The sequence below is a fragment of the Nocardioides iriomotensis genome (assembly GCF_004168035.1).
Taxonomy (GTDB): domain Bacteria; phylum Actinomycetota; class Actinomycetes; order Propionibacteriales; family Nocardioidaceae; genus Nocardioides_B; species Nocardioides_B iriomotensis.
Genome location: NZ_SDPU01000001.1, coordinates 199,268 through 225,364, shown reverse-complemented (window position 1 = coordinate 225,364; position 26,097 = coordinate 199,268). Strand labels below are relative to the sequence as shown.

At 70.8% G+C, this 26,097-nt stretch carries 33 protein-coding genes; 28 read left to right on the top strand and 5 right to left on the bottom strand.

Annotated elements, in window-relative coordinates:
* The 21 genes from rplX (at position 1) to rplQ (ending at position 12,495) form a co-directional block, all read left to right on the top strand.
* Positions 1–363, top strand: a complete 363-nt coding sequence (rplX, locus tag ETU37_RS01120) for a 50S ribosomal protein L24 (protein ID WP_240755462.1) — start codon at positions 1–3, stop codon at positions 361–363.
* A gap of 1 nt (position 364) precedes the next feature.
* The gene (rplE, locus tag ETU37_RS01115) at positions 365–937 is read left to right on the top strand and encodes a 50S ribosomal protein L5 (protein WP_129985026.1); all 573 of its coding nucleotides are present in this window, start codon (positions 365–367) and stop codon (positions 935–937) included.
* 3 nt (positions 938–940) lie between these two features.
* Entirely contained in the window at positions 941–1,126 is a 186-nt protein-coding gene (locus ETU37_RS01110; RefSeq protein WP_129985025.1) for a type Z 30S ribosomal protein S14, read from the top strand.
* Positions 1,127–1,240: 114 nt separating this feature from the next.
* Positions 1,241–1,648, top strand: coding sequence for a 30S ribosomal protein S8 (gene rpsH / locus ETU37_RS01105; RefSeq protein ID WP_129985024.1), 408 nt, complete (start codon positions 1,241–1,243; stop codon positions 1,646–1,648).
* Between the two features lie 30 nt (positions 1,649–1,678).
* The gene (gene rplF, locus ETU37_RS01100; protein WP_129985023.1) at positions 1,679–2,221 is read left to right on the top strand and encodes a 50S ribosomal protein L6; all 543 of its coding nucleotides are present in this window, start codon (positions 1,679–1,681) and stop codon (positions 2,219–2,221) included.
* A gap of 2 nt (positions 2,222–2,223) precedes the next feature.
* Positions 2,224–2,607 carry a 50S ribosomal protein L18 gene (gene rplR / locus ETU37_RS01095; protein ID WP_129985022.1) on the top strand — a complete coding sequence of 128 codons (384 nt, stop codon included), beginning with the start codon at positions 2,224–2,226 and terminating at the stop codon, positions 2,605–2,607.
* 34 nt (positions 2,608–2,641) lie between these two features.
* Complete coding sequence (gene rpsE / locus ETU37_RS01090; RefSeq protein WP_129985021.1) at positions 2,642–3,238, top strand: 30S ribosomal protein S5; 597 nt, start codon at positions 2,642–2,644, stop codon at positions 3,236–3,238.
* On the top strand, positions 3,238–3,420 hold the full coding sequence (gene rpmD, locus ETU37_RS01085) for a 50S ribosomal protein L30 (protein ID WP_129985020.1): 183 nt from the start codon (positions 3,238–3,240) through the stop codon (positions 3,418–3,420). Before rpsE ends, rpmD begins: the two co-directional genes overlap by 1 nt.
* A 1-nt stretch (position 3,421) precedes the next feature.
* On the top strand, positions 3,422–3,862 hold the full coding sequence (gene rplO / locus ETU37_RS01080; protein ID WP_129985019.1) for a 50S ribosomal protein L15: 441 nt from the start codon (positions 3,422–3,424) through the stop codon (positions 3,860–3,862).
* Between the two features lie 232 nt (positions 3,863–4,094).
* Positions 4,095–5,393, top strand: a complete 1,299-nt coding sequence (secY, locus tag ETU37_RS01075) for a preprotein translocase subunit SecY (protein ID WP_129985018.1) — start codon at positions 4,095–4,097, stop codon at positions 5,391–5,393.
* Positions 5,393–5,974 (top strand): adenylate kinase, encoded by a 582-nt coding sequence (locus ETU37_RS01070; RefSeq protein WP_129985017.1) that lies wholly within the window; start codon positions 5,393–5,395, stop codon positions 5,972–5,974. Before secY ends, ETU37_RS01070 begins: the two co-directional genes overlap by 1 nt.
* Positions 5,975–5,997: 23 nt before the next feature.
* Positions 5,998–6,816, top strand: a complete 819-nt coding sequence (map, locus tag ETU37_RS01065; protein WP_129985016.1) for a type I methionyl aminopeptidase — start codon at positions 5,998–6,000, stop codon at positions 6,814–6,816.
* Positions 6,817–6,826: 10 nt separating this feature from the next.
* On the top strand, positions 6,827–7,204 hold the full coding sequence (locus ETU37_RS01060) for a hypothetical protein (protein ID WP_129985015.1): 378 nt from the start codon (positions 6,827–6,829) through the stop codon (positions 7,202–7,204).
* A gap of 54 nt (positions 7,205–7,258) precedes the next feature.
* Positions 7,259–8,305, top strand: a complete 1,047-nt coding sequence (locus ETU37_RS01055; protein ID WP_240755461.1) for an LLM class flavin-dependent oxidoreductase — start codon at positions 7,259–7,261, stop codon at positions 8,303–8,305.
* Between the two features lie 300 nt (positions 8,306–8,605).
* Complete coding sequence (gene infA / locus ETU37_RS01050) at positions 8,606–8,827, top strand: translation initiation factor IF-1 (protein WP_011757309.1); 222 nt, start codon at positions 8,606–8,608, stop codon at positions 8,825–8,827.
* Positions 8,828–8,857: 30 nt separating this feature from the next.
* Positions 8,858–8,971 carry a 50S ribosomal protein L36 gene (rpmJ, locus tag ETU37_RS01045; protein ID WP_004008316.1) on the top strand — a complete coding sequence of 38 codons (114 nt, stop codon included), beginning with the start codon at positions 8,858–8,860 and terminating at the stop codon, positions 8,969–8,971.
* Positions 8,972–9,172: 201 nt separating this feature from the next.
* Positions 9,173–9,547: a 30S ribosomal protein S13 gene (gene rpsM, locus ETU37_RS01040; protein ID WP_129985014.1), complete on the top strand. Its 375-nt coding sequence runs from the start codon at positions 9,173–9,175 to the stop codon at positions 9,545–9,547.
* Positions 9,548–9,618: 71 nt separating this feature from the next.
* Positions 9,619–10,026, top strand: a complete 408-nt coding sequence (gene rpsK, locus ETU37_RS01035) for a 30S ribosomal protein S11 (RefSeq protein ID WP_129985013.1) — start codon at positions 9,619–9,621, stop codon at positions 10,024–10,026.
* Positions 10,027–10,060: 34 nt separating this feature from the next.
* Positions 10,061–10,669, top strand: a complete 609-nt coding sequence (rpsD, locus tag ETU37_RS01030; RefSeq protein WP_129985012.1) for a 30S ribosomal protein S4 — start codon at positions 10,061–10,063, stop codon at positions 10,667–10,669.
* Positions 10,670–10,784: 115 nt separating this feature from the next.
* A complete protein-coding gene (locus ETU37_RS01025) occupies positions 10,785–11,801 on the top strand; it encodes a DNA-directed RNA polymerase subunit alpha (RefSeq protein WP_129985011.1) in 1,017 nt (338 codons plus the stop codon).
* 97 nt (positions 11,802–11,898) lie between these two features.
* Positions 11,899–12,495, top strand: a complete 597-nt coding sequence (rplQ, locus tag ETU37_RS01020) for a 50S ribosomal protein L17 (protein WP_129985010.1) — start codon at positions 11,899–11,901, stop codon at positions 12,493–12,495.
* Between the two features lie 79 nt (positions 12,496–12,574).
* On the opposite strand, the gene ETU37_RS01015 is transcribed toward rplQ, so the two are convergent.
* Positions 12,575–12,940 carry a GntR family transcriptional regulator gene (locus tag ETU37_RS01015; protein ID WP_129985009.1) on the bottom strand — a complete coding sequence of 122 codons (366 nt, stop codon included), beginning with the start codon at positions 12,938–12,940 and terminating at the stop codon, positions 12,575–12,577.
* Complete coding sequence (locus ETU37_RS01010) at positions 12,937–14,619, bottom strand: NAD(P)/FAD-dependent oxidoreductase (protein WP_129985008.1); 1,683 nt, start codon at positions 14,617–14,619, stop codon at positions 12,937–12,939. Before ETU37_RS01010 ends, ETU37_RS01015 begins: the two co-directional genes overlap by 4 nt.
* A 111-nt stretch (positions 14,620–14,730) precedes the next feature.
* On the opposite strand from ETU37_RS01010, the gene truA reads away from it, so the two are divergent.
* From truA to ppdK, 6 genes are read left to right on the top strand one after another with little or no spacing between them, the layout of a single operon-like run.
* Positions 14,731–15,561, top strand: coding sequence for a tRNA pseudouridine(38-40) synthase TruA (truA, locus tag ETU37_RS01005; RefSeq protein ID WP_129985007.1), 831 nt, complete (start codon positions 14,731–14,733; stop codon positions 15,559–15,561).
* Positions 15,558–16,385 carry a TIGR02569 family protein gene (locus ETU37_RS01000; protein ID WP_129985006.1) on the top strand — a complete coding sequence of 276 codons (828 nt, stop codon included), beginning with the start codon at positions 15,558–15,560 and terminating at the stop codon, positions 16,383–16,385. The genes truA and ETU37_RS01000 overlap by 4 nt, the downstream gene beginning before the upstream one ends.
* A complete protein-coding gene (locus tag ETU37_RS00995; protein WP_129985005.1) occupies positions 16,382–16,984 on the top strand; it encodes a class I SAM-dependent methyltransferase in 603 nt (200 codons plus the stop codon). The genes ETU37_RS01000 and ETU37_RS00995 overlap by 4 nt, the downstream gene beginning before the upstream one ends.
* A gap of 13 nt (positions 16,985–16,997) precedes the next feature.
* Positions 16,998–17,825: a hypothetical protein gene (locus tag ETU37_RS00990; RefSeq protein ID WP_129985004.1), complete on the top strand. Its 828-nt coding sequence runs from the start codon at positions 16,998–17,000 to the stop codon at positions 17,823–17,825.
* Between the two features lie 14 nt (positions 17,826–17,839).
* Positions 17,840–18,880: an L-glyceraldehyde 3-phosphate reductase gene (gene mgrA, locus ETU37_RS00985; RefSeq protein WP_276319661.1), complete on the top strand. Its 1,041-nt coding sequence runs from the start codon at positions 17,840–17,842 to the stop codon at positions 18,878–18,880.
* Positions 18,881–18,930: 50 nt separating this feature from the next.
* Positions 18,931–21,609 carry a pyruvate, phosphate dikinase gene (gene ppdK, locus ETU37_RS00980; protein ID WP_129985002.1) on the top strand — a complete coding sequence of 893 codons (2,679 nt, stop codon included), beginning with the start codon at positions 18,931–18,933 and terminating at the stop codon, positions 21,607–21,609.
* A gap of 19 nt (positions 21,610–21,628) precedes the next feature.
* Here the strand turns inward: ppdK and ETU37_RS00975 are convergent, their stop codons facing one another.
* Both ETU37_RS00975 and ETU37_RS00970 read right to left on the bottom strand, forming a co-directional pair.
* A complete protein-coding gene (locus ETU37_RS00975) occupies positions 21,629–22,201 on the bottom strand; it encodes an NYN domain-containing protein (RefSeq protein ID WP_129985001.1) in 573 nt (190 codons plus the stop codon).
* An 84-nt stretch (positions 22,202–22,285) separates the two neighbouring features.
* Positions 22,286–23,551: an Nramp family divalent metal transporter gene (locus ETU37_RS00970; RefSeq protein ID WP_129985000.1), complete on the bottom strand. Its 1,266-nt coding sequence runs from the start codon at positions 23,549–23,551 to the stop codon at positions 22,286–22,288.
* A 142-nt stretch (positions 23,552–23,693) separates the two neighbouring features.
* On the opposite strand from ETU37_RS00970, the gene ETU37_RS00965 reads away from it, so the two are divergent.
* A complete protein-coding gene (locus ETU37_RS00965; RefSeq protein ID WP_129984999.1) occupies positions 23,694–25,376 on the top strand; it encodes an ABC-F family ATP-binding cassette domain-containing protein in 1,683 nt (560 codons plus the stop codon).
* Here ETU37_RS00965 and ETU37_RS00960 read toward each other — a convergent pair.
* A complete protein-coding gene (locus tag ETU37_RS00960) occupies positions 25,322–25,957 on the bottom strand; it encodes a calcium-binding protein (RefSeq protein ID WP_129984998.1) in 636 nt (211 codons plus the stop codon). The genes ETU37_RS00965 and ETU37_RS00960 overlap by 55 nt on opposite strands.
* Between the last annotated feature and the right edge of the window lie 140 nt (positions 25,958–26,097).

Here is a 26,097-nt window from a genome sequence, read left to right as displayed (position 1 = left end):
ATGGCGAAGAACCTGAACATCAAGAAGGGCGACGTCGTCCGCGTCATCGCCGGCAAGGACAAGGGCGTCGAGGGCAAGGTCATCGCCGTCCAGGCCGAGCAGGACCGGGTGATCGTCGAGGGCGTCAACCGCATCAAGCGGCACACCAAGGTCGTCAACCAGGGCGGCCGCGCCGGCACGACCGGCGGCATCGTGACGCAGGAGGCGGCCATCCACGTCTCCAACGTGATGCTGGTCGACGGCAAGGGCACCACCCGCGTGGGCTTCAAGCGCGTCGAGACCAAGAAGCGCCGTTCCGACGGGTCCGAGTACACCGCTCAGCGCAGTGTCCGCATCTCGCGCAAGACCGGTGAGGAGATCTGACATGAGCACCACCAGCACCGAGACCCGCGAGCTTCCGCGCCTCAAGCAGAAGTACCGCGACGAGGTCATCGCCGGGATGCAGAGCGAGTTCAGCTACGCCAACGTCATGCAGGTGCCCGGCCTGACCAAGATCGTGGTCAACATGGGCGTCGGCGAGGCCGCGCGCGACTCCAAGCTGATCGAGGGTGCGGTCAAGGACCTCACCGCGATCACCGGCCAGAAGCCGCAGGTCACCAAGGCCCGCAAGTCGATCGCGCAGTTCAAGCTGCGCGAGGGCATGCCGATCGGCGCGCACGTGACCCTGCGCGGCGACCGCATGTGGGAGTTCCTGGACCGCCTGCTGGCGCTGGCGCTGCCGCGCATCCGTGACTTCCGCGGTCTCTCCGCGAAGCAGTTCGACGGCCGGGGCAACTACACCTTCGGTCTGACCGAGCAGGTCATGTTCCACGAGATCGACCAGGACCGGGTCGACCGCTCGCGGGGCATGGACATCACGGTCGTGACCACGGCCACGAACGACGACGAGGGTCGCGCGCTGCTCAAGCAGCTCGGCTTCCCGTTCAAGGAGGACTGACCGATGGCGAAGACTGCGCTCAAGGTCAAGGCGGCCCGGACCCCGAAGTTCAAGGTCCGCGGCTACACCCGCTGCCAGCGCTGCGGCCGGCCGAAGGCGGTCTACCGCAAGTTCGGCCTGTGCCGCATTTGCCTGCGCGAGATGGCGCACCGGGGCGAGCTGCCCGGCGTCACCAAGAGCAGCTGGTAACAGCACTCCACCCCTGCACGACCCCCGCATTCGAGTTCAACCGACAACGCTGAAGGTCGCAGCGCCCGTCCAGCACGGGCTCGCGAAACCACGGTGAGAAAGGGCCTCACGGCCATGACGATGACTGACCCGATCGCAGACATGCTGACCCGTCTGCGCAACGCCAACCAGGCGTACCACGACTCGGTGACGATGCCGTACAGCAAGATCAAGGCCGGCGTCGCGGAGATCCTCCAGCAGGAGGGCTACATCACCTCCTGGAAGGTCGAGGACCCGGCTGAGGGCGAGGTGGGCAAGACCCTCCACGTGACCCTCAAGTTCGGCCAGAACCGCGAGCGCTCCATCGCGGGCGTCCGCCGGATCAGCAAGCCCGGCCTGCGCGTCTACGCGAAGCACACCGGGCTCCCGAAGGTGCTCGGCGGCCTCGGCGTCGCGATCATCTCGACGAGCCAGGGTCTGCTGACCGACCGCCAGGCGAACCAGAAGGGCGTGGGTGGGGAAGTCCTCGCCTACGTCTGGTAACCCGCGAGACCAGGGAAGGAAACACACAGCATGTCGCGCATTGGCAAGCTCCCCATCACGGTCCCGTCGGGTGTCGACGTCGCGATCGAGGAGCGTCTGGTGACGGTCAAGGGTCCGAAGGGCACCCTGAGCCACACCGTCGCCGCCCCGATCTCCGTCGGCAAGGGCGAGGACGGCAGCGTCGAGGTCTCGCGTCCGGACGACGAGCGCGAGTCGCGCTCGCTGCACGGCCTGACCCGCACCCTGATCAACAACATGGTGATCGGCGTGACCGACGGCTACGAGAAGAAGCTCGAGATCGTGGGCGTGGGCTACCGCGTCCTGTCGAAGGGCCCCACCCAGCTGGAGTTCCAGCTCGGCTACTCGCACTCGATCACGGTCAACGCCCCCGAGGGCATCACCTTCACGGTCGAGGGCCCCACCAAGCTCGGTGTCCAGGGCATCGACAAGCAGCTGGTCGGCGAGGTCGCCGCGAACATCCGCAAGCTCCGCAAGCCCGAGCCGTACAAGGGCAAGGGCGTCCGCTACGCGGGCGAGCAGATCCGCCGCAAGGTCGGAAAGGCTGGTAAGTGACCATGGCGATCTCCCTCAAGCACAAGAAGCACACGGCCGGCCGCACCGCCTCGCGCCTGCGTCGTCAGGTCCGTGGCCGCAAGACGATCTCCGGCACCGCCGAGCGTCCGCGTCTGGTGGTCACCCGCTCCTCGAAGCACATCAGCGTGCAGGTCGTGGACGACGTGATCGGCAAGACGCTCGCCTCCGCCAGCACCATGGAGGCCGACCTGCGCTCGTTCGACGGTGACAAGTCCGCCAAGGCCCGCAAGGTCGGCGAGCTCGTCGCCGAGCGCGCGAAGGCCGCGGGTGTGACCGCCGCGGTGTTCGACCGAGCCGGCAACCAGTACCACGGGCGGGTCGCCGCCCTGGCCGACGGCGCCCGCGAGGGCGGCCTCGCGTTCTGATCGCGACAACAAGTAGAGGAAGAGGTAGTTCGAAATGAGCGGATCCCAGCGCCGTAGCGGCGGTGGCGAGCGCCGTGGTGGCCGCGACGACCGTCGCGGTGGCCAGGTCGCCGACAAGACCGCCTACATCGAGCGTGTCGTCGCGATCAACCGTGTCGCCAAGGTCGTGAAGGGTGGTCGTCGCTTCAGCTTCACCGCCCTCGTGATCGTCGGTGACGGCGATGGCATGGTCGGCGTGGGCTACGGCAAGGCCAAGGAGGTGCCGGCCGCGATCGCCAAGGGCGTCGAGGAGGCCAAGAAGCACTTCTTCAAGGTCCCCCGTGTCCAGGGCACCATCCCGCACCCCATCCAGGGTGAGAAGGCGGCCGGCGTCGTGCTGCTCCGCCCGGCTGCTCCCGGTACCGGTGTGATCGCCGGTGGCCCGGTGCGCGCCGTGCTGGAGTGCGCCGGCATCCACGACGTCCTGAGCAAGTCGCTCGGCTCGTCGAACCAGATCAACATCGTGCACGCGACCGTCGAGGCGCTGCGCTCGCTCGAGGAGCCCGAGGCCGTCGCGGCCCGCCGTGGCCTCCCCGTCGAGGACGTCGCCCCGGCCGCGCTGCTGAAGGCCCGTGCGGAGGTGTCGTCCTGATGGCGCGTCTCAAGGTCCAGCAGCAGCGGTCCTCGATCGGCTGCAAGCAGAACCAGCGGGACACCCTCCGTTCGCTTGGCCTCAAGCGCATCGGCGACGTCGTCGTCAAGGAGGACCGTCCCGAGATCCGTGGCATGGTCCACACCGTCCGTCACATGGTGACGGTCGAGGAGGTCGACTGACATGACGCTCAAGCTGCACCACCTGCGTCCCGCCCCTGGTGCCAAGACCGCCAAGACCCGCGTGGGTCGCGGTGAGGGCTCGAAGGGCAAGACCGCCGGTCGCGGTACCAAGGGCACCAAGGCCCGCTACCAGGTTCCGGCCGCCTTCGAGGGTGGCCAGATGCCGATCCACATGCGGATGCCGAAGCTCAAGGGCTTCAAGAACCCGTTCAAGGTCGAGTTCCAGGTCGTCAACCTCGACCGGATCAACGACCTCTTCCCCGAGGGCGGCACCGTGGGTGTCGAGGACCTGGTGGCGAAGGGTGCCGTCCGCGACGGCAGCCCCGTCAAGGTGCTCGGCTCCGGTGACCTGTCCGTGGCCGTGCAGGTGAGCGCGCACGCGTTCTCCGCCTCGGCCAAGGAGAAGATCGCCGCCGCCGGCGGCACCGCGACCGAGGTCTGAGCCTCCGGCTCTCCCCGTTTCGCGAACCCAGCATGACCGTGCACAGGGGCTCGAGCCTCGGTCGGCAGGGAGTAATCCCTGACCGCGCCGGGTGCTCGGGCCCCTGTTAGGCTTCCGTGGTCCTGTCCGCAGCAGCGGGGGACCGTCTCCTCGGTGTGGGAGCCCTCAGGGTCCCAGGAATCCGCCGCCGGGGGATTGGACAGGTAGTGATGAAGAGGACGGTGTCACCCCAGTGCTAGGCGCTTTCGCGAACGCGTTCCGCACGCCGGACCTGCGACGCAAGTTGCTGTTCGTGATGTTGATCGTCGTCATCTTCCGGTTCGGGTCCCAGGTCCCCGCGCCCGGCGTCAACGTCGGCAACGTGCAGGCCTGTTTCGCGCAGATCGAGAACGACGGCCTCTACGGCCTGATCAACCTCTTCTCCGGCGGCGCGCTGCTCCAGCTGACCGTGTTCGCGCTCGGGATCATGCCGTACATCACGGCGAGCATCATCCTGCAGCTGCTCGTGGTCGTGATCCCGCGCCTCGAGGCCCTCAAGAAGGAGGGCCAGGCCGGCCAGACCAAGATCACGCAGTACACCCGGTACCTCACGTTGGCGCTGGCGGTGCTGCAGGCGACCGGCATCGTCGCGCTCGCGCGCAGCCGGCAGCTGCTCCAAGGCTGCCCCGACCCGCTCCTCTACAACGAGGACAGCCTGACGACCATGGTCGTCATGGTCATCACGATGACCGCCGGCACCGCCGTCATCATGTGGCTCGGCGAGCTGATCACCGACCGCGGCATCGGCAACGGCATGTCCATCCTGATCTTCACCCAGGTCGTCGCGACCTTCCCCTCGGCCCTGTGGCAGGTCAAGGTCTCGCGCGGCTGGTGGGTGTTCGCCCTGGTGATGGCGATCGGACTCGTGCTGGTGGCGGCCGTCATCTTCATGGAACAGGGGCAGCGCCGGATCCCGGTGCAGTACGCCCGTCGCATGGTGGGCCGCAAGATGTTCGGCGGCTCGTCGACGTACATCCCGCTCAAGGTCAACCAGGCCGGCATCATCCCGGTCATCTTCGCCTCGAGCCTGCTCTACCTGCCGGCGATGGCCGTCCAGTTCGCCGGCCAGAGCCGTTCCGCCTGGGCCGACTTCCTCAACACCTACCTGGTGTCAGGGGACCACCCCCTCTACATGGCGGTGTACTTCGGCCTGATCATCTTCTTCACCTACTTCTACGTCGCGATCACCTTCAACCCTCAGGAAGTCGCGGACAACATGAAGAAGTACGGCGGCTTCATCCCCGGGATCCGGGCGGGAAAGCCGACCGAGGAGTACCTCAACTACGTCCTGTCCCGCATCACGCTGCCGGGCTCGCTGTACCTCGGTCTGATCTCGCTGGTCCCGCTCGTCGCCCTCGTGCTGGTGAACGCGAACCAGAACTTCCCGTTCGGTGGTACCTCCATCCTGATCATGGTGGGTGTCGCGCTCGACACGGTGAAGCAGATCGAGAGCCAGCTCCAGCAGCGCAACTACGAAGGGTTCTTGCGCTGATGCGACTCATCCTGATGGGCCCCCCGGGTGCGGGGAAGGGAACGCAGGCGAAGGTGATCGCCGCCAAGCTGGGCGTGCCCGCCATCTCCACCGGTGACATCTTCCGGGCCAACGTCTCGCAGCAGACGCCGCTCGGCCTCGAGGCCAAGGGCTACATGGACGCGGGCGAGTACGTCCCGGACTCCGTCACCAACGCGATGGTGCGCGACCGGATCAACCAGGACGACGCCCGCGGCGGCTTCCTGCTCGACGGCTACCCGCGCACGGTGGCCCAGGTCGAGGAGCTCGACGCGATGCTGGCCGACCACAAGGCCGCGATCGACGCGGTCGTCGTGCTGACCGTCGACCAGGACGAGATCGTCGCGCGGCTGCTGCGCCGGGCCGAGACCGAGGGTCGCACCGACGACACCGAGGAGGTCATCCGGCGGCGGCAGGACGTCTACGCCGAGCAGACCGCCCCGCTGATCTCGGTGTACGCCGGTCACGGCGTCCTCACGGAGGTCGACGGCATGGGCACCGTCGACGAGGTGAGCGCCCGCGTCTTCCAGGCGCTCGGCGTCACCGGCGCCGCCGCCAGCTGACCGGTCCTGCTGGACGAGTGTCGATGGGCTTCCGTGACCGCGGCGTCGAGATCAAGACGCCCGAGCAGATCGCGCTGATGCGCGAGGCCGGGCTCGTGGTCGGCGAGACGCTCGACCTGGTCCGCCGTACCGTGAAGCCGGGCATGACGACCGGCGCCCTCGACGCGGTCGCGGAGGACCACATCCGCTCGCGCGGAGCCACGCCGTCGTTCCTCGGCTACCACGGGTTCCCGGGCACGCTGTGCGTGTCGGTCAACGACGAGGTCGTCCACGGCATCCCCGGCGACCGGGTGATCAACGACGGCGACGTCGTCAGCATCGACTGCGGCGCGATCGTCCAGGGCTGGCACGGGGACGCCGCGGTGACGGTGCCCGTGGGCGAGGTGCCCGACGAGGTGTGCGAGCTGATCCGGGTGACCGAGGAGGCGATGTGGCGCGGGATCGCCGCGGCTGCCCTCGGCGGCCGGGTCACCGACATCTCCCACGCCGTGGAGAGCTACGTCCGCAGCCAGGGGGACTACGGCATCCTCGAGGAGTACGTCGGGCACGGCATCGGGTCCGCGATGCACCAGCCGCCCAACGTTCCCAACTACGGCCGGCCTGGCCGCGGCCCCAAGCTGGTGCGCGGCCTGGCGCTCGCCGTGGAGCCGATGATCGTGCTCGGCTCGCCCGAGACGACCGTGCTCGACGACGACTGGACGGTCGTCACCGACGACGGCTCGTGGGCCGCCCACAGCGAGAACACCTTCACCCTGACGCCCGACGGGGCCTGGGTGCTGACGGCGCTCGACGGCGGCGAGGCCAAGCTCGCCGAGCTCGGCGTGCCGTTCGGCGGGCGCTGAGAGCCGCCGGGTGTCCGCGTCGTCGCTCGTCGTCGACGCCGCGAACGTGGTGGGCAGCCGCCCGGACGGCTGGTGGCGCGACCGCGCCGGTGCTGCCGCACGGCTCGTGGCGCAGCTGTCCGCGACCGCCGTACCGCACGACGAGGTCGTGGTCGTCCTCGAGGGCGCGGCCCGCGCGGGTGTGCCGGCCGTGGCGGACGGCGTCGTCGTGACGGTCCACGCCACCGGGTCCGGCGACGACACGATCGTGGCCGAGGCTGCCGCGCGCGTCGCCGACGGGCGCGAGATCGCCGTGGTCACCGCCGACCGTGGTCTGCAGGCGCGGGTCGAGGCCGTCGGTGCCTCCGTCGTCCGGCCGTCGTGGCTGCTGGACCGGCTGGCCACCTGACGCCGCGGCCCGGCCGTGCGGAACAACCGGGGCCTCGCCGGCGTTGTGCCGCCCGTGCCCTCGGAACCGCTGACCCTGTCCGTCCTCGACCTCGTCCCGGTCCGCACCGACCAGACGACCGGCGACGCCATCCGCGCGTCGCTGTCCCTGGCGCGCACCGCGGACGCGGCCGGCTACGAGCGCTACTGGGTGGCCGAGCACCACAACATGCCGGCCGTCGCGGCGACCAACCCGCCGGTGCTGATCGCGATGATCGCCGGCGCCACCGGGCGGATCCGGGTCGGTTCCGGCGGCGTCATGCTGCCCAACCACGCGCCGCTCGTGGTCGCCGAGCAGTTCGCGCTGCTCGAGGCCGCCCACCCCGGTCGCATCGACCTCGGCATCGGCCGCGCGCCCGGCACCGACCCGGTCACCCGCTACGTGCTGCGCAGCGGCGCGACCGACGAGGACGTGGTGAACCGGTTCGGCGACTACGTGCAGAACGTGGCCGCGCTGATGGCCCGGGAGGGAGCCGGCCTCGACCTGCGCGGCGAGACGTTCGAGCTGCGCGCCACCCCGCACGCCGTGAGCGTGCCGACGCTGTGGCTGCTCGGCTCGTCCGACTACTCCGCGCGGCTGGCCGCCGAGCTCGGCCTGCCGTACGTCTTCGCGCACCACTTCTCCGGTTCGGGTACGGCGGAGGCGCTCGCCCTCTACCGCGACAGCTTCCGGCCCTCGGCCGACCTGGACGCCCCGCGCACGTTCCTGACCGTCAACGCGGCGGTCGCCGAGACGGCCGAGGAGGCCGAGCGGCTCGCACTGCCGCAGCTCCAGGCGATGATCGCGCTGCGCACCGGGGGAGCGCTCCGCCCGCAGCGGTTGGTCGAGGAAGCCGAGGCCGACCCGGTCCCGGCCGTGCACCAGGGGCTGCAGGCGGCGATGCGCGAGCGCTGGGTGGTCGGTGACCCGAAGCAGGCGGCCGAGCAGCTGCGCGAGCTCGCGGCGGCGTACGGCGTGGGCGAGGTGATGGTGCACCCGGTGGCCGGTGCGCTCACCGGGACGGCGGCGGACGCCTCCCCGGCCCGGGAGGCCACGCTCCGGCTGCTGGGCGAGGCGATCTAGGACAGAACCGGACGAAACCGGCGCCCGGAGCCGTGTGATCGAGGGAGCATAGCGACGATTTCAGGATCGCTTGGTGTTTCCCGTAGACTGGTGCGTCGGCCCAACGTGGGCCTGTTTCGTGGCGCCCAGCGGCTGCCGCAAGCATCCAGGATCACCGGTCTTCCGGTGCCTGGATCGCGCGCGGGAATCGGGCGCCCCGGACGGCTTCACGAGGTCCACCCGCACGGCGCCGGCAGGCGTGGGGCGGGGCGGTTCCCGGGTCGAACGGTAGACAACGTCATCAAACGGAATGTGGAGGACATGCCGAAGAAAGAAGGCGTGATCGAGATCGAGGGCACCGTCGTCGAGGCTCTCCCGAACGCGATGTTCCGGGTCGAGCTGAGCAACGGGCACAAGGTACTCGCCCACATCAGCGGCAAGATGCGCCAGCACTACATCCGGATCCTCCCCGAGGACCGCGTGGTGGTGGAGCTCTCGCCGTACGACCTCACACGAGGTCGCATCGTCTACCGCTACAAGTAACGCCCAGCCGAACGAGAAAGGCCTCCCGTCGTGAAGGTCAACCCGAGCGTCAAGCCGATCTGTGACAAGTGCAAGGTGATCCGTCGCCACGGCCGCGTCATGGTCATCTGCGAGAACCCGCGCCACAAGCAGCGCCAAGGCTGATCGCAGCCCCCGGCCGGTCGAGCCTGTCGAGACCAGCCGGTCACAACTGAAAACCACCTCCGTGATCGCTCCCGGACCCTGTGAGGGGACCGGGTCACCCCCGGGTCGGAGGCCGGGGCCCGCTCGATGAGCACTTCACTCGAGGAGCGGGACGCGACACGACCGACACCTCCGAGAACACTGAAGGGAAACCGCCAGACAATGGCACGCCTCGTTGGTGTTGACCTTCCGCGCGACAAGCGTGTGGAGATCGCACTCACCTACATCTACGGCATCGGCCGTACCCGCGCCCAGCAGCTCCTGGCCTCGACCGGGGTCGACCCCAACATGCGGGTCCACCAGCTGGGCGACGAGGAGCTGGTCAAGCTCCGCGACGAGATCGAAGCGAACTTCAAGATCGAGGGTGACCTCCGTCGCGAGGTCCAGGCTGACATCCGCCGGAAGATCGAGATCGGCAGCTACCAGGGTCGCCGCCACCGCCAGGGCCTCCCGGTCCGCGGTCAGCGCACCAAGACGAACGCCCGTACCCGCAAGGGCCCGAAGCGCACCGTCGCCGGCAAGAAGAAGGCCAAGTGATTCCTGGCTCACGCCGGATCGCTGCCTCCACCGAACTCGACAGACCAGCTACCTCAGGAGACTGACCACCTATGCCTCCCAAGAGCCGTCAGGCTTCCGGCGCCAAGAAGGTGCGCCGCAAGGAGAAGAAGAACGTCGCTCAGGGCGAAGCCCACATCAAGAGCACGTTCAACAACACCATCGTCACGATCACCGACCCGACCGGTGCGGTGATCTCGTGGGCGTCCGCCGGCACCGTCGGCTTCAAGGGCTCCCGCAAGTCCACCCCGTTCGCCGCGCAGATGGCCGCTGAGGCTGCCGGGCGCCGCGCGATGGAGCACGGCATGAAGAAGATCGACGTCTTCGTCAAGGGTCCGGGTTCGGGCCGCGAGACGGCGATCCGGTCCCTGGGCGCGATCGGCCTCGAGGTCGGCACCATCCAGGACGTCACGCCCACGCCCCACAACGGCTGCCGCCCGCCCAAGCGTCGTCGCGTCTGACGCCGGCCACCCAGCGAACTAGGAGACTTGAGAAATGGCCCGCTACACCGGCCCCATGACCAAGAAGTCGCGCCGTCTCGGCGTCGACCTCGTTGGTGGCGACCAGGCGTACGAGCGTCGCCCTTACCCGCCCGGCCAGCACGGCCGCGCCCGGGTGAAGGAGAGCGAGTACCGCAACCAGCTCCAGGAGAAGCAGAAGGCCCGCTTCACCTATGGCGTGCTGGAGAAGCAGTTCCACCGCTACTACGTCGAGGCCGCCCGTCGTCCCGGCAAGACCGGTGACAACCTGCTGCAGCTCCTCGAGTGCCGTCTCGACAACGTGGTCTACCGCGCCGGGTTCGCCCGCACGCGCCGCCACGCCCGTCAGCTCGTCGTGCACGGTCACTTCAAGGTCAACGGCAAGAAGGTCGACATCCCGTCCTTCCAGGTGACCCAGCACGACGTGATCGACGTCCGCGAGAAGTCGCTGGAGATGACCCCGTTCATCGTGGCTCGTGAGACCCACGGCGAGCGCGTCGTCCCGGCATGGATGGAGGCGCTGCCCAACCGCATGCGCGTCCTGATCCACCAGGTCCCGGTGCGTCAGCAGATCGACATCCCGGTCCAGGAGCAGCTCATCGTCGAGTTCTACTCGAAGAAGTAACACCCCGTGACGGGGAGTCCAGGCCTCCGGGCCCGGCCTCCCCGGCACACTCCCTTCCTTTTCACTGCGTTCGAGTCCGTCATATAGCGGGTGGGCTCGGAAAGGAAACAAAGAAGTGCTTATCGCTCAGCGCCCGACCCTGTCGGAAGAGGCCGTCGACGAGTTCCGCTCGCGGTTCGTGATCGAGCCGCTGGAGCCCGGCTTCGGCTACACGCTCGGCAACTCCCTGCGTCGCACCCTGCTCTCCTCGATCCCCGGCGCGTCCGTGACCAGCATCAAGGTCGACGGCGTGCTGCACGAGTTCTCCACCATCGAGGGGGTCAAGGAGGACGTCACCGAGGTCATCCTGAACCTCAAGGACCTCGTCGTCTCCTCCGAGCACGACGAGCCGGTCACCATGTACCTGCGCAAGCAGGGCCCCGGTGCGGTCACCGCCGCCGACATCGCGCCCCCGGCCGGTGTCGAGGTGCACAACCCCGACCTGCACATCGCCACCCTGAACGACAAGGGCAAGCTCGAGATGGAGCTCGTCGTCGAGCGTGGCCGTGGCTACGTCTCCGCCGTGCAGAACAAGGGCGGCGACAACGAGATCGGCCGCATGCCGGTCGACTCGATCTACAGCCCGGTCCTCAAGGTCACCTACAAGGTCGAGGCCACCCGTGTCGAGCAGCGCACGGACTTCGACAAGCTGGTGATCGACGTCGAGACCAAGCCGTCGATCCGTCCCCGCGACGCGATCGCCTCGGCCGGCAAGACCCTCGTCGAGCTCTTCGGCCTGGCCCGTGAGCTCAACGTCGAGGCCGAGGGCATCGACATCGGCCCGTCCCCGGTCGACGAGCAGCTCGCCGCCGACCTGGCGCTGCCGGTCGAGGAGCTCAACCTCACGGTCCGCTCCTACAACTGCCTCAAGCGCGAGGGCATCCACACCGTGGGTGAGCTCATCAGCCGCTCGGAGCAGGACCTGCTCGACATCCGCAACTTCGGCGCCAAGTCGATCGACGAGGTCAAGGCGAAGCTGCACGAGATGGGTCTGTCCCTGAAGGACTCGGCGCCCGGCTTCGACCCGCAGGCCGCCCTCGCGGCGTACGGCGACGACGACGACGACAGCTTCGTCGAGGACGAGCAGTACTGAGTCACGCCGGGACCTGAGGGTCCCGACAGGCTCGACCAACCGAAGAACACCACTACCCGGGTACCTGGTACGGCCCGGGAGGAACGAGTAGACGAAGATGCCTACCCCCAAGAAGGGCGCCCGCCTCGGCGGCAGCCCGGCCCACCAGCGGCTGATCGTCTCGAACCTGGCCACCGCCCTGTTCGAGCACGGCCGGATCACCACCACCGAGGCCAAGGCGCGCGTGCTGCGTCCGGTCGCGGAGAAGCTGATCACCAAGGCCAAGAAGGGCGACCTGCACAACCGTCGCCAGGTGGTGTCGACGATCCGCGACAAGGGTGTCGTGCACACGCTGTTCGAGGACATCGCGCCGCGGTACGCCGAGCGTCCGGGTGGCTACACCCGGATCACCAAGATCGGCCCCCGCAAGGGCGACAACGCCCCGATGGCCGTCATCGAGCTGGTGACCGAGGACTACACGCCGAAGGCGAAGTCCGACAAGCCGGCCAGCAAGACCGCCGCCGCTCCGGCTGCTGCGGACACCGTCGAGGAGACCCCCGCCGCCGAGGCGGAGGAGACCCCGGCCGCCGAGGGCACCGAGACCGAGGTCGTCGAGGCCGAGGCCACCGACGAGGCTCCGGCCGACGAGGCTGCCGCTGACGAGGCTCCGGCCGAGGAGGCCGCGGCCGACGAGGACGAGAACAAGTCCGAGTGACGCCCGCTCGTTGAGTCGAGCACCCACGACCGCACGGCCCGTCCTCCCTCCGGGGAGGGCGGGCCGTCGGCGTTCCGGGTCAGGACCAGGCGCGCTCGACGAGCCGCTGCGTCTCGGGCAGCGTGAGCCCGTCGCGGCGCGCCGCCGCGACGAGTGCGGTGACGACCGTCGAGACCCCCGCACCGGCGGTCGCCCCCGACCGGACGAAGGTGCCGCGCCGGCCCTGGGTCTCGATGACGCCGTCGCCCTCGAGCTCCTTGTAGGCCCGGGCCACCGTGCCGGGCGCGAGGCCGAGGTGGTCGGCGAGGCCGCGGACGGTCGGCAGCTTCGTGCCCGCGGGCAGGGTGCCGTCGGCGGCCTGGCGGGCGAGCTGGGTGCGCAGCTGCTCGAACGGCGGTACGGCGCCGTCGGGGTCGATCCGCAGCTCCGGCGTCGACGCGGTCACAGCTCCGGTCCGGGCTCGAGCCACTGGTGCACCAGCGGCACCACGGACGCGCCCTCGCCGCTGGCCGCCGCGACCCGCTTCATCGAGCCCGCCCGGATGTCACCGGCGGCGAAGATGCCGGGCACGGTGGTGGCGAGGCTCTCGGGCGGCAGGCCGTCGAGCCACGACTCCTTGGGGACGTCGCGGCCGGTGAGCACGAAGCCGCGCTCGTCGCGGGCGATCCGGGGCGGTAGCCAGTCGCAGGTCGGCTCGGCCCCGAGGAGCAGGAACAGGCCGTAGGCGTCGTGCCGCTTCTCCTCGCCGGTCTCGGTGTTCCGGATCGTCAGCCACTCCAGGTGGCCGTCGCCGCCGCCGTCCACGACCTCGCAGCACGCCCGGACCCGGACGCGGGGGTTCCAGGTGATCTCGTCGACGAGGTACTGCGACATCGTCTCGGTGATCGTCGGGCGGCGGACCAGGATCGTGACCGAGGCGGCGAAGCGCGACAGGTGCACCGCGGCCTGGCCGGCGGAGTTGCCGCCGCCGACGACGTACACGTCCTGACCCTCCATCTCGCGGGCGGCGGTCATCGCGGCACCGTAGAAGACGCCCTGCCCGACGAGGTGCTCGAGCGGCTCGACGCGCAGCTTGCGGTAGGAGACCCCGGAGGAGACGACGACCGCGCGGGCCCGGATCCGGCCGCCGTCGGTGACGACCGCGTGCGGGAGGCCGTCGGAGCCCACCTCGAGGCCGGTGACCGGCCAGCCGGTGAAGAAGCGGGCGCCGAACCGGATCGCCTGGTTGCGGGCGCGCTGGGCCAGCCGCATGCCGGAGATGCCGCGGGGGAAGCCGAGGTAGTTGCGGATCATCGACGACGTGCCGGCCTGGCCGCCGACCGCCTCCGCCTCGACCACGACGGTGTCGAGCCCCTCGCTGGCGCCGTACACCGCGGCCGCGAGCCCGGCCGGGCCGCCGCCGACGATCGCGAGGTCGACCACGGTGTCGACGTCGATGTCGCTGGGCGCGCCGTAGATGTTCACGGCGACGTCGTGCACGGAGGTCGCCAGGATCGGGTCGCGACGCATCGACTCCACGACCGGGAAGGTGACCTCGGTGGGGTCGGGGAAGCGGGCGAGCACCTCGGAGCCGACCTGGCTGTCGGGGTGGTGCACGCGGGCCGGCATGCCCATCCGGTCGAGGAAGTCGCGGATCGACAGGGTCAGCCCGTCGAGCACGGGCGTGACGATCCGGACGGTGTCGACCTCGGGGTCGGCGACGGTCGAGCCCCAGTCGGAGAGCAGCTCGGTGACGGCGGTGTGGAACTCCTCGTCGCGCACGCCGCGCGGCATCAGCAGATAGGCGTCGAACTTGCCCTTGGCCATGCCCGCGCGCAGCCGCGGCGCGTCGGTGAGGAAGTTGTCCCAGTGCGCGACGACCAGCCGCCGGGCCGTCGGCACCACGGTGCGCCACAGGTGGAACGCCTCGAGCACGCTGGCGTCGGGCAGCGACGAGTCGGCCACGATCATCGGGACGGGTACGGCGTCCGTGCGGAGCTCGTCGAGCACCGCCTTCGCGTCGCCCATCGTCCGGACCGCCCGGAGCTGGTAGTCGCGGGTGTAGCGGCCGAACTCGTCGAGCAGGAACTCGCTGTGGTGCTCGGACACGACGAGGATCGCGGGCAGGACGCGCGGTTCGGTCACGCGTCGATCCTAGACACCTGTAACGCGGGGTTATGGACGCTCAACAAGGGGCATTCCGCGTGGGCAGCGTCCACGTCGCTGGGGAAGTTCCGATTTGGGAGGATGAGCGCCGTGCGCCTCCGACTCGACCTCGCCTACGACGGCACGGCCTTCCACGGCTGGGCCGCGCAGCCGGGTCTGCGCACCGTGCAGGGCGCCCTGGAGCAGGCGCTCGCCACCGTCCTGCGCGTCCCGGAGGTGCCGGTGACCTGCGCCGGCCGCACCGACACCGGCGTGCACGCGCGCGGCCAGGTGGTGCACCTCGACGTCGAGCCGGACGTGCTGGTCGCGTCCGCCGGCCGCAGCCAGGACCCGCCGGCCGCGGCGTTGGTCCGCCGGCTCAACGGCGTGCTGGACGACGACGTCCGCGTGCACCGGGCCCGCGAGGTGCCGGAGGCGTTCGACGCGCGGTTCGGCGCGGTGTGGCGGCGCTACGCGTACCGGGTCGCCGACACCCCCGCGCTCGTTGACCCGCTGACCCGCACCGCCGTCCTCGCGTGGCCACGGGCGCTCGACCTCGACGCGATGAACGACGCCGCGGCCCGCCTGCTCGGGGAGCACGACTTCGCGGCGTTCTGCAAGAAGCGCGAGGGCGCCACCACGATCCGCACGCTGCTCGACCTGCGCTGGGAGCGCGACCCCGCGGGGCTGGCTGTCGCGACGGTCCGCGCGGACGCGTTCTGCCACAGCATGGTGCGGGCGCTCGTCGGCTGCCTCGTCGCGGTCGGTGAGGGCCGCCGTACGGCGGAGTGGGCGGGCGACGTGCTCGCCGCCGCCGTCCGCGACCCGGGTGTCACCGTGATGCCGGCGCACGGGCTGACGCTCGAGGAGGTCGCCTACCCGGCCGACGGCGCGCTCGCCGCCCAGGCCACCGCCGCCCGCTCGGTGAGGACGCTGTCGTGAGCGCGCCGTCGCCCGAGGTGCTGGCGGCGTACGGCGTCGCCGGCGTCGACCCGGTGCCCCTGGAGGGCGGTCAGGGCGCGAGCTGGCGGGCCGCCGACACGGTGCTCAAGCCGGTCGACAACGCCGCCGGCCACGCGTGGATCTGCGACCTGCTGGACGGCTGGGCCGACGACGAGATCCGGGTCCCGGCGCCCCTGCGCACCGGCGACGGTGGGTGGGAGCACCGGGGGTGGGGCGCCACGCGCTGGCTGCCGGGCACGACCGCCCGGGCCGGTGACGACCCGGACCGGTTCCGCGCGGTGGTCGACGCGTTCCACGCCCGGACCGCACCCCTGCCGCGACCGGGCTTCCTCGACGAGCGCACCGACGCCTGGGCACGGGCCGAGCGCGTGGCGTGGGAGGGCGCCGAGCCGGTCGGCTCCGACGAGGTGGTCGCGCTGGCCCGTCGCGCGATGGCCGCGCTCCGCCCGGTCGACCTGCCGGAGCAGGTGGTCCACGGCGACCTCGGTGGCAACACCCTCTGGCACGACGCGCTGCCGCCGGCGGTCATCGACGTCTCGCCGTACTTCCGGCCGCCGGGCTGGTCGCTCGCCGTCGTCGCGATGGACGCGGTCTGCTGGGAGGGCGCCGACCCGGCACTGCTCGACCGCTGGAGCGACGTCGAGGAGTGGGACCAGCTGCTGCTGCGCGCGGTGGTGTTCCGGATCGCCACCCGCGGCGTCGGCGAGACGCTGGGTTGGCACGCTCCGGGCAGCGACGGCTACGTCGCCCACCGCGGCGCCAGCGTCGACCTGGTGCTCGACCGGATCGGAGCGGCGGCGTGACCGACGAGCACTACTTCTCCGCCGACCCGTCGGTGCCGTTCCGGCGGGTGCCGGTCACCGCGTCCGTCTGGGGCCGCGAGCTGACCCTGACGTCGGGGTCCGGCGTCTTCGCGCAGGGCCGGCTCGACGTGGGCACGGCGGTGCTGTTCCGCGAGACGGATCCGCCGACCCACGGAGCGACCTTCCTCGACCTCGGCTGCGGGTACGGCGTCATCGGGCTCAGCCTGGCGCTGGCGCGTCCGCAGGCGCGGGTGTGGGGCGTCGACGTCAACGAGCGGGCGGTGCTGCTCGCGGACGAGAACGCCCGGGCGCTCGGCGTGGAGGACCGGTTCACGGCGGCCACCCCGGACGCCGTACCGGCGGAGGTGACGTTCGACGAGATCTGGTCGAACCCGCCGATCCGGATCGGCAAGGAGACGCTGCACGCCCTGCTGCTGACGTGGCTGCCGCGGCTCGCGCCGGGTGGGCGGGCGGTGCTGGTGGTCGGCAAGAACCTCGGCGGCGACTCGCTGCAGCGCTGGCTGGGCGAGCAGGGCTGGCCGACCGGGCGCATCGGCAGCGCCAAGGGCTTCCGTGTGCTCGAGGTGCGGCGCGGGTAGGCAGGATGGAGCCATGCACCCGCACGAGCGCACGCCGCGCGTGAGCACGCTCTGGCCGCCGACCGAGGTGCGCACCGTGTGCGAGACCTACCTGTCGATGGTCGACGAGGAGCTACCCGGCCTCGTCGAGGGCCTGTACCTGCACGGTTCGATCGGCTTCGGCGAGTGGTACGCCGGGCGCAGCGACGTCGACTTCGTCGCGGTGACCCACGGGCGCCCGACGGCCCGCGAGGTGGCCCGCCTCGACGTCGTGCACGAGCGGCTGGGGTCGACGTTCCCGAGCCCGTCGTACGACGGCTTCTACGCCACCTGGGCCGACCTGGCCCGGCCGACCGACGACTGTCCGGACGTGCCGTGCATCCTGGCCGGCGAGTTCCAGGAGGCTGGGCGCTTCGACGTGAACCCGGTGACCTGGCACGAGCTGGCCTGGCACGGGCTCACGCTGCGCGGACCGGACCTCGCCGACGTCGACGTGCGGACCGACCTGCCGACGCTGCGCCGGTTCACCCACGACAACCTGTCGAGCTACTGGGAGCCGCACGTCCGCGAGCTGGCCCGGTTCCCCGACGAGGCGGGCCGTCCGGACCTGGTCGCGTGGTTCGCGCTGGGCATCCCGCGTCTGCACCACGTGCTCGCGACCGACCGGCTGACGTCGAAGGACGGGGCCGGCGAGCACGCGCTGGAGGTGTTCGGCGAGGAGTGGCGGATCCTGCTCGCCGAGGCGCTGTCCTACCGCGTGACCGGTGAGCGGATCGGCATGCTCGACGAGTCCGAGCTGTCGCGCCAGAACATCGCCTTCGCGGAGCTGGCCGTGGCGGCAGCCCTGGCGCTCCGGCCCTAGCCGACGTTGGCAGGATGGGCGGCATGACCTACGAAGCCGCCGCCGACCGCTACGACTCGATGGAGTACCGCTTCACCGGTGCCAGCGGGCTCAAGCTCCCCGCGATCAGCCTCGGGCTGTGGCAGAACTTCGGCGACGACCGGCCGGAGGAGACCCAGCGCGCCGTCATCCGGCGCGCCTTCGACCGGGGTGTCACGCACTTCGACCTCGCGAACAACTACGGCCCGCCCTACGGCCGGGCCGAGCTCAACTTCGGGAAGTACCTCGCCGACGACCTCAAGCCCTACCGTGACGAGATCATCGTGTCGACCAAGGCCGGCTACGACATGTGGCCGGGTCCCTACGGCCAGGGTGGCGGCTCGCGGAAGTACGTCCTCGCCTCGCTCGACCAGTCGCTGGAGCGGATGGGTCTCGACTACGTGGACATCTTCTACAGCCACCGGTTCGACCCCGAGACGCCGATCGCGGAGACGATGATGGCGCTCGACCACGCGGTGCGGTCGGGCAAGGCCTTGTACGCCGGGATCTCGTCCTACTCGCCGTCGAGGACCAAGGAGGCCGCGACGATCGCCCGCGAGCTGGGCACGCCGCTGCTCATCCACCAGCCGTCGTACAGCATGCTGAACCGCTGGATCGAGAAGGGCCTGCTCGACGAGTGCGAGGAGCAGGGGATGGGCGTCATCGTCTTCACCGCGCTCGCGCAGGGCCTGCTCACCGACCGCTACCTCGGCGGCGTCCCCGAGGACTCCCGCGCCGCCCGCAGTGACAGCACGCTGCCGCAGGACCACCTCGACGAGGCCACCCTGCGGCACGTCCGCCGGCTCGACGAGATCGCCCGGGAGCGCGGCCAGAAGCTCGCCCAGATGGCCCTGCAGTGGGCGCTGCGCGACAAGCGGGTCACGTCGGCCGTGATCGGGGCGTCCTCGGTCGAGCAGCTCGACACCAACCTCGATGCGCTCGGGGGCCCGCCCCTGACCGACGAGGAGCTGGCCGCGATCGACCAGGACGCGGTCGACGCGGGCATCAACCTCTGGGCGGGCGCGACCGAGGACTGACCCCCGGCTGGGCTCTGGCCCGGTCGGGACTCTTGGTCCATGATCGGGAAATGACGTACGTCTACGACTTCGCCGAGGGCAGCAAGGACCAGAAGGACCTGCTGGGGGGCAAGGGCGCCAACCTGGCCGAGATGACCAACCTGGGGCTGCCCGTCCCGCCCGGCTTCACGATCAGCACCGACGCGTGCCGTGCCTACCTCGCCGAGGGAGCCTCGCCCGCGGGGCTCGCCGACGAGGTGGGTCAGCACCTGGCCCGGCTCGAGGAGCGGATGGGTCGCCGGCTCGGCGACGCGGCCGACCCGTTGCTGGTCTCCGTGCGGTCGGGCGCGAAGTTCTCGATGCCCGGGATGATGGAGACGGTGCTCAACGTCGGACTGAACGACGAGAGCGTGCACGGCCTCGCGGCGGCGGCGGGCGACGAGCGGTTCGCCTTCGACTCCTACCGGCGGCTGCTGCAGATGTTCGGCGGCACCGTGCTGCACATCGACTCCGAGGCCTTCCGCGACGCGCTCGACGACCTCAAGGACGAGCGCGGCGTGAAGAACGACGTCGACCTCGGCGTCGACGACCTCCGCGGTCTGGTCGAGACGTTCAAGGGCATCGTCAGCTCGCACACCGGCCGCGACTTCCCGCAGGACCCGCGCGACCAGCTCGACCTCGCCATGCGCGCGGTGTTCGACTCCTGGAACACCGACCGCGCGGTGCTCTATCGCCGGCAGGAGCGGATCCCCGAGGACCTCGGCACCGCGGTCAACGTGCAGGCGATGGTCTTCGGCAACCGCGGCATGGACTCCGGCTCCGGCGTCGCGTTCACCCGTGACCCGGCGTCGGGCCACCAGGGGGAGTACGGCGACTACCTGCAGAACGCGCAGGGCGAGGACGTCGTGGCCGGCATCAGGAACACCGTCTCGCTGGCGGACTTCGCCGAGGTCGACAAGGCGGCGCACGACGAGCTCCTCGCGATCATGAAGAAGCTCGAGAGCCACTACCACGACATGTGCGACATCGAGTTCACCGTCGAGCACGGCAAGCTCTGGATGCTGCAGACCCGCGTCGGCAAGCGCACGCCCGAGGCGGCATTCCGGATCGCGGTGCACATGGCCGACGAGGGCCTGATCGACATGGACGAGGCACTCCGGCGCGTCACCGGCGACCAGCTCGCCCAGCTGATGTTCCCGCGCTTCGACGAGAACGCCGAGCGCACGCTGCTCGCGAAGGGCATGAACGCCTCGCCCGGCGCCGCGGTCGGCAAGGCGGTCTTCGACTGGGCCACCGCCGTCGAGTGGGTCGAGCGGGGCGAGGACGTGATCCTGGTCCGCAAGGAGACCAGTCCCGACGACCTGCACGGGATGATGGTCGCCAAGGGCATCCTGACCAGCCGCGGCGGCAAGACGTCGCACGCCGCCGTGGTGGCCCGCGGCATGGGCCGCACCTGCGTGTGCGGCGCCGAGGCGCTCGAGGTCGACGCCAAGGCGGGTGAGTTCACCGTGCGCGGTGGCAAGACCGTCCGCGAGGGCGACGTGATCTCGATCGACGGGTCGACCGGTGAGGTGTTCGACGGCGCCGTACCCGTCGCCGACTCGGCCGTCGTGCGCTGGTTCGAGGGCCAGGAGGTCGACGACCCGCTGGTCGAGGCCGTGGCCCGGTTGATGGGGCACGCCGACGGGCGCAGCCGGCTGATCGTCCGGACCAACGCCGACACCGGCGAGGACGCCGCACGGGCCCGTCGCTTCGGCGCCCAGGGCATCGGACTGTGCCGCACCGAGCACATGTTCCTCGGCGAGCGCCGCCAGCTCGTCGAGAACCTCATCGTGGCCGACGACGAGGCCGGCCAGGAGGCCGCGCTGGCCGAGCTGCTGCCGCTGCAGCGCAGCGACTTCATCGAGATCTTCGAGGCGATGGAGGGCCTGCCGGTGACGATCCGGCTGATCGACCCGCCGCTGCACGAGTTCCTCCCCGACCTCACCGAGCTGTCCGTCGCGATGGCCGTCGCCGACACGCGCGGGCACCGCAAGCGGCGGCAGCGCAAGCTGCTCGAGGCGGTCCACCGCCTGCACGAGGCCAACCCGATGCTCGGCCTTCGCGGCGTGCGGCTCGGCATCGTCATCCCCGGGCTGGTCGCGATGCAGGTCCGCGCCGTCCTGGAGGCGGCCGCCGCGCGGATCAAGGCCGGCGGCACGGCCCGGCCGGAGATCATGATCCCGCTGGTCGCGACGGTGCGCGAGCTGGAGCTGGTCAAGCGCACGGTGCGCGAGGTGGCCGCCGAGGTGCAGGCCGAGCTGGGCGTCGAGATCCCGCACCTCGTCGGCACGATGATCGAGCTGCCGCGCGCCGCCCTCACCGCCGGCCACATCGCGGAGTCGGCAGAGTTCTTCTCGTTCGGCACCAACGACCTCACGCAGATGACCTGGGGCTTCTCGCGCGACGACGTCGAGGCCTCGTTCTTCTCGACGTATCTCGAGAAGGGCGTTTTCGCTGTCTCGCCGTTCGAGTCGCTGGACATCGAGGGCGTCGGCACCCTCGTGCGTACGGCGGTCGAGGCGGGCCGGTCGACGCGGCCCGACATCAAGCTCGGCGTGTGCGGGGAGCACGGGGGCGACCCCGACTCCATCCACTTCTTCGACGAGGTGGGCCTCGACTACGTGTCCTGCTCGCCGTTCCGGGTGCCGGTGGCGCGGCTGGAGGCGGGCCGGTCGGCCGCCGCGGGAGGGATCAGCGACTCCGCCTGACGGTCGACGGCGGAGCGGCTCAGAGGAAGTCGAGCGGGTCGAACTCCTCGATGGGGATGATCCGCACGCGCGGAAGTGGGGTGGTGAACGCCTGCGCGTCGTACTCCAGGTCGAGCAGCTCCAGGCCGTCCTCCGCGAGCGGGCCGAAGCCGCTGTTGCGGAACTCGGTGAAGCCGACCACCGCCACGCGGCGCCGGTGGTCCATGAGCGCGGCGAGGTCCTCGACGAAGTCTCCGTCGTTGCTGACCAGCATCACGTCACCGGCACGCTCGCGGAGCGCCTGCATCGTCCGCTGGATCGCGATGTCGACGACCTTGTCGCCGGGCGCCCCCGAGAGCGGGACCGGCCGGTAGCCGATCGACAGCAGCGCCTGCACGAAGCTCATCGGGAGTTCGGCGTTCGCGGCGAGGAAGAACAGCCCGACCGGTTCCTGCCGCCAGCGGTCGCGGGCGAAGTCGAGCAGGCGGTCCCAGCGAGGGCGCTCCTCCGGGCGCGGCCGGCGACCGAGGATCGAGGCGCCGAGGGTCGCGTCGATGTTCTCGCCGTCGACCAGCAGGTACGTCGTCCGGGCTGCCCGCCCATCATCGGCCATGTCCGGACCCTACGCCCGCGCGCGAGAGGCCACCTTCCCACCGACACGCCCGGAGTGTTGGTGGGAAAGTGGCCTCTCGCGCCGTCAGACGCCGGTGAGGGCGGTGTACACCTGGTTGATCGCGAGGGCGACGAAGGCGAGGGCGACGACGAGCAGCGCGATGTTGCTGAACAGCTTGTTGCGCCACTCCTGGGGCGTGCGGTCGGTGTTGAGCAGCCACAACAGGGTCACGGCGAGGAACGGCATGAACAGCGCGCCGAGCACGCCGTAGGCGAGGATCAGGTAGACCGGCTCGCCGGCGAAGATCAGCGCGATCGGCGGCAGCGTGAGCCAGAGGATGTAGGCGCGGTACCACTTGCCGCCGGCCTGCGCGTCCGCGTGGTCCGCGTCCTTGCCCGTCACGTGCGCCATGAAGTCGGCGAACATCAGGCTCACGCCGTGCCACACACCCACGAGCGACGACATCGCGGCGGCCCAGAAGCCGATCAGGAACACGGTGCCGGCGAAGCCGCCGTAGCGGTTCTCGAGCACGTTGGCGAGGTCGAGCATCCCGTCGTCGCCGGTGGCGACCGCGATGTTCGCGGAGTAGAGCAGCTCGGCGCCGACGATTAGGGTGGCGACGACGAACAGGCCGGTGACGGCGTAGGCGACGGTGTTGTCGATCCGCATGACGCGCATGAACGGCGGGGTGTCCCAGCCCTTCTCGCGCAGCCAGTAGCCGTACGCCGCCAGCGTGATCGTGCCGCCGACGCCGCCGGCGAGGCTGAGCACGTAGAGCACGCCGCCGTCGGGCACGACCGGCACCAGGCCGGCGAGCAGGTCGGGCAGGTTGGGGAGCGTGAGCAGTGCGGCGCCGACCATCGAGACGAACATCAGCAGCACCATCAGGCTGAGCACCTTCTCGAACAGCCCGTAGCGCCCGCTCCACACGAGTGCGAGCCCGACGAGGCCGGAGATGATGCCCCACGCCTTCACGCCGAGGAACGGCATCAGCGCGTAGAGCGCCAGGCCGGTGCCGGCCATCGCGGCGGCGCCGTACACGAAGCCCCAGATCACGACGTACGGCCCGAAGTACCAGGTCGTCCAGCGGCCGAGGCTGCGCCAGCCCTCGAAGATCGTGCGGCCGCTGGCGAGGCTGTAGCGGCCGGCGCCCTCGACGAGCACGATCTTCATGACGCAGCCGAGGACGGCGCACCACAGCAGCGCGTAGCCGTAGGTCGAGCCGGCGACGAGGGTCGCGACGAGGTCCGCCGCGCCGACGCCCGTGGCGGCCACCACCAGACCCGGTCCGATCAACCGCCAGCGAGGAGTCCTGGTCTCCTGCTGCTGAGCTTGGGTCTGGCTGGACATGGCTGACCTCCATCGGTCCCCGAGAGCATGAACGTCCGGCACGTTACCGACTGGCGGACGGCGGTCTCGCATCGTGGCCGCGGTCAGGCGGCGGGCGGTAATCGGGGTGCGACGAGCGGTCGTGTCGGCGACACTTTCGGGCGTGGGACACGTGGACGTCGCCGGGGTGCGCTTCGAGCTGCCCGACGGGCGGGTGCTGCTCGACGACGTGTCCTTCCGCGTCGGCGAGGGGGCCAAGGTGGCCCTGGTCGGGGCCAACGGGGCCGGCAAGACGACCCTGCTGCGCATCGTCACCGGCGAGCTGGCGCCGCACGCCGGCGCGGTGACGCGGTCCGGCGGGCTCGGCGTGATGCGGCAGATGGTCACGCACGGCAACGAGGGCAGGACGGTGGCCGACCTGCTGCTGTCTGTGTCGCCGCCGCGGGTGCGTGAGGCCGCCGAGGCTGTCGACGCCTGCGAGCTCGCGCTGATGGAGACCGACGACGAGAAGACCCAGATGCGGTACGCCGCCGCGCTCGCCGAGTGGGCCGACGCGGGCGGCTACGACATCGAGGTGGTCTGGGACGTCTGCACGACGGCGGCGCTGGGCGTGCCCTACGACCGGGCGAAGTACCGCGAGCTCACCACGCTGTCCGGCGGCGAGCAGAAGCGGCTCGTGCTGGAGTTCCTGCTGCGCGGGCCCGACGAGGTGCTCCTGCTCGACGAGCCCGACAACTTCCTCGACGTGCCCGGCAAGACCTGGCTCGAGGACCGGATCAACGAGTCGCCGAAGACGATCCTCTACGTCAGCCACGACCGCGAGCTGCTGAACAACACCGCGACCCGCGTCGTCACCGTCGAGCTCGGGGCCGCCGGCAACACGGTCTGGACGCACCCGGGCGGGTTCGCGTCTTACCACGAGGCCCGGCGGGCCCGCTTCGAGCGCTTCGAGGAGCTCCGCCGCCGCTGGGACGAGGAGCACGCCAAGCTGCGCGCGCAGATGCTGATGTACAAGCAGAAGGCGGCCTACAACTCCGACATGGCCTCGCGCTACCAGGCCGCGCAGACGCGGCTCCGGAAGTTCGAGGAGGCCGGCCCGCCCACCGCACAGCCGCGGGAGCAGCAGGTGAAGATGCGGCTCAAGGGCGGCCGCACCGGCAAGCGCGCCGTGGTCTGCGAGCGGCTCGAGCTGACCGGGCTGATGAAGCCGTTCGACCTCGAGGTCTGGTACGGCGAGCGTGTGGCGGTGCTCGGCTCCAACGGGTCCGGCAAGTCGCACTTCCTGCGGCTGCTGGCCGCCGGTGGCTCCGACCCCGACGTCGAGCACCGGCCGGTGGGGGACGTCCCGGTCAAGCGCGTCGACCACGCCGGCAAGGCCCGGCTCGGCGCGCGCGTGCGCCCGGGCTGGTTCGTGCAGACCCACGAGCACCCCGAGCTGGTCGGCCGCACGCTGCTAGAGATCCTGCACCGCGGCGACGACCACCGGGACGGCATGCCGCGCGAGCAGGCCTCGCGGGCGCTGGACCGCTACGAGCTCGCGCACGCGGCCGAGCAACGGTTCGAGTCGCTGTCCGGCGGCCAGCAGGCGCGGTTCCAGATCCTGCTGCTCGAGCTCAGCGGCGCCACCCTGCTGCTGCTCGACGAGCCGACCGACAACCTCGACGTCGAGTCCGCCGAGGCGCTGGAGGAGGGGCTCGAGGCCTTCGAGGGCACGGTCCTGGCGGTCACCCACGACCGCTGGTTCGCGCGTGGGTTCGACCGGTTCCTCGTCTACGGCGCCGACGGCTCGGTCTACGAGTCCGACGGCCCGGTGTGGGACGAGGGACGGGTCCAGCGGGCCCGCTGAGCGGTCGGCACTCCCGGCGTGACGGAGCGCACCCGCTCGCAGCCGACCAGGACGTCCAGCGGGTCGACGGCGAGGCCGTAGTAGAGCACCCGGTCGCGTCCGGGCCCGCACAGCACGCTGTCGGCCACGCCGTCGGCGGCCAGCTTGACCAGGTCGTTGCCGGCGCCCGCGCGCACGGTGTCGACGCCACGCGTGATGCCGACGAGGTCGGCTCCGGCTCCGCCGACGAGCAGGTCGTCGTCCGCGGGGCCGGTGCTGTCGAACGAGGTCGGCACCCAGTCGGTCAGCGCGTCGGCGTCCCGGCCGCCACGGAGCACGTCGTCGCCTGCGCCGCCGTACGCCATGTCCTTGCCGGCACCGGCCACGACCCGGTCGTTCCCACCGCCGCCGGACACGAAGTCCTTCCCGGCGCGCGTGCGGACCACGTCGTCCCCGGCCCGGGCGAGCACCGTGTCGCCGCGCGCGGTGCCGACGATCTCGTCGGCGCCTGCGGTGCCCTCGAAGTCGTCGGCCCACACCGCCGGGACCGGTGCGAGCAGCACCGTGACGACCGCGGCGACCAGCGCGCGACTCCTGTGCACGGTCCCACCGTGCCGCACGGGCGACGGCGCCGACCAGGCCCGAAGGTCCCCAGGTCGCTGCAACGAACGACCGCGCCAGGCGTGCGGACCACGTAATTTGTTGCAGGTCTTGTCCCGTTGTTGCGGGATTCCCTACGGTG

Bases quoted from the DNA above. Each gene is read 5' to 3' on its own strand.
- rplX (WP_240755462.1), top strand. From the start codon at position 1: ATGGCGAAGAACCTGAACATCAAGAAGGGCGACGTCGTCCGCGTCATC.
- rplE (WP_129985026.1), top strand. From the start codon at position 365: ATGAGCACCACCAGCACCGAGACCCGCGAGCTTCCGCGCCTCAAGCAG.
- ETU37_RS01110 (WP_129985025.1), top strand. From the start codon at position 941: ATGGCGAAGACTGCGCTCAAGGTCAAGGCGGCCCGGACCCCGAAGTTC.
- rpsH (WP_129985024.1), top strand. From the start codon at position 1,241: ATGACGATGACTGACCCGATCGCAGACATGCTGACCCGTCTGCGCAAC.
- rplF (WP_129985023.1), top strand. From the start codon at position 1,679: ATGTCGCGCATTGGCAAGCTCCCCATCACGGTCCCGTCGGGTGTCGAC.
- rplR (WP_129985022.1), top strand. From the start codon at position 2,224: ATGGCGATCTCCCTCAAGCACAAGAAGCACACGGCCGGCCGCACCGCC.
- rpsE (WP_129985021.1), top strand. From the start codon at position 2,642: ATGAGCGGATCCCAGCGCCGTAGCGGCGGTGGCGAGCGCCGTGGTGGC.
- rpmD (WP_129985020.1), top strand. From the start codon at position 3,238: ATGGCGCGTCTCAAGGTCCAGCAGCAGCGGTCCTCGATCGGCTGCAAG.
- rplO (WP_129985019.1), top strand. From the start codon at position 3,422: ATGACGCTCAAGCTGCACCACCTGCGTCCCGCCCCTGGTGCCAAGACC.
- ETU37_RS01070 (WP_129985017.1), top strand. From the start codon at position 5,393: ATGCGACTCATCCTGATGGGCCCCCCGGGTGCGGGGAAGGGAACGCAG.
- map (WP_129985016.1), top strand. From the start codon at position 5,998: ATGGGCTTCCGTGACCGCGGCGTCGAGATCAAGACGCCCGAGCAGATC.
- infA (WP_011757309.1), top strand. From the start codon at position 8,606: ATGCCGAAGAAAGAAGGCGTGATCGAGATCGAGGGCACCGTCGTCGAG.
- rpsM (WP_129985014.1), top strand. From the start codon at position 9,173: ATGGCACGCCTCGTTGGTGTTGACCTTCCGCGCGACAAGCGTGTGGAG.
- rpsK (WP_129985013.1), top strand. From the start codon at position 9,619: ATGCCTCCCAAGAGCCGTCAGGCTTCCGGCGCCAAGAAGGTGCGCCGC.
- rpsD (WP_129985012.1), top strand. From the start codon at position 10,061: ATGGCCCGCTACACCGGCCCCATGACCAAGAAGTCGCGCCGTCTCGGC.
- rplQ (WP_129985010.1), top strand. From the start codon at position 11,899: ATGCCTACCCCCAAGAAGGGCGCCCGCCTCGGCGGCAGCCCGGCCCAC.
- ETU37_RS00990 (WP_129985004.1), top strand. From the start codon at position 16,998: ATGCACCCGCACGAGCGCACGCCGCGCGTGAGCACGCTCTGGCCGCCG.
- mgrA (WP_276319661.1), top strand. From the start codon at position 17,840: ATGGGCGGCATGACCTACGAAGCCGCCGCCGACCGCTACGACTCGATG.
- ppdK (WP_129985002.1), top strand. From the start codon at position 18,931: ATGACGTACGTCTACGACTTCGCCGAGGGCAGCAAGGACCAGAAGGAC.
- ETU37_RS00975 (WP_129985001.1), bottom strand. From the start codon at position 22,201: ATGGCCGATGATGGGCGGGCAGCCCGGACGACGTACCTGCTGGTCGAC.
- ETU37_RS00970 (WP_129985000.1), bottom strand. From the start codon at position 23,551: ATGTCCAGCCAGACCCAAGCTCAGCAGCAGGAGACCAGGACTCCTCGC.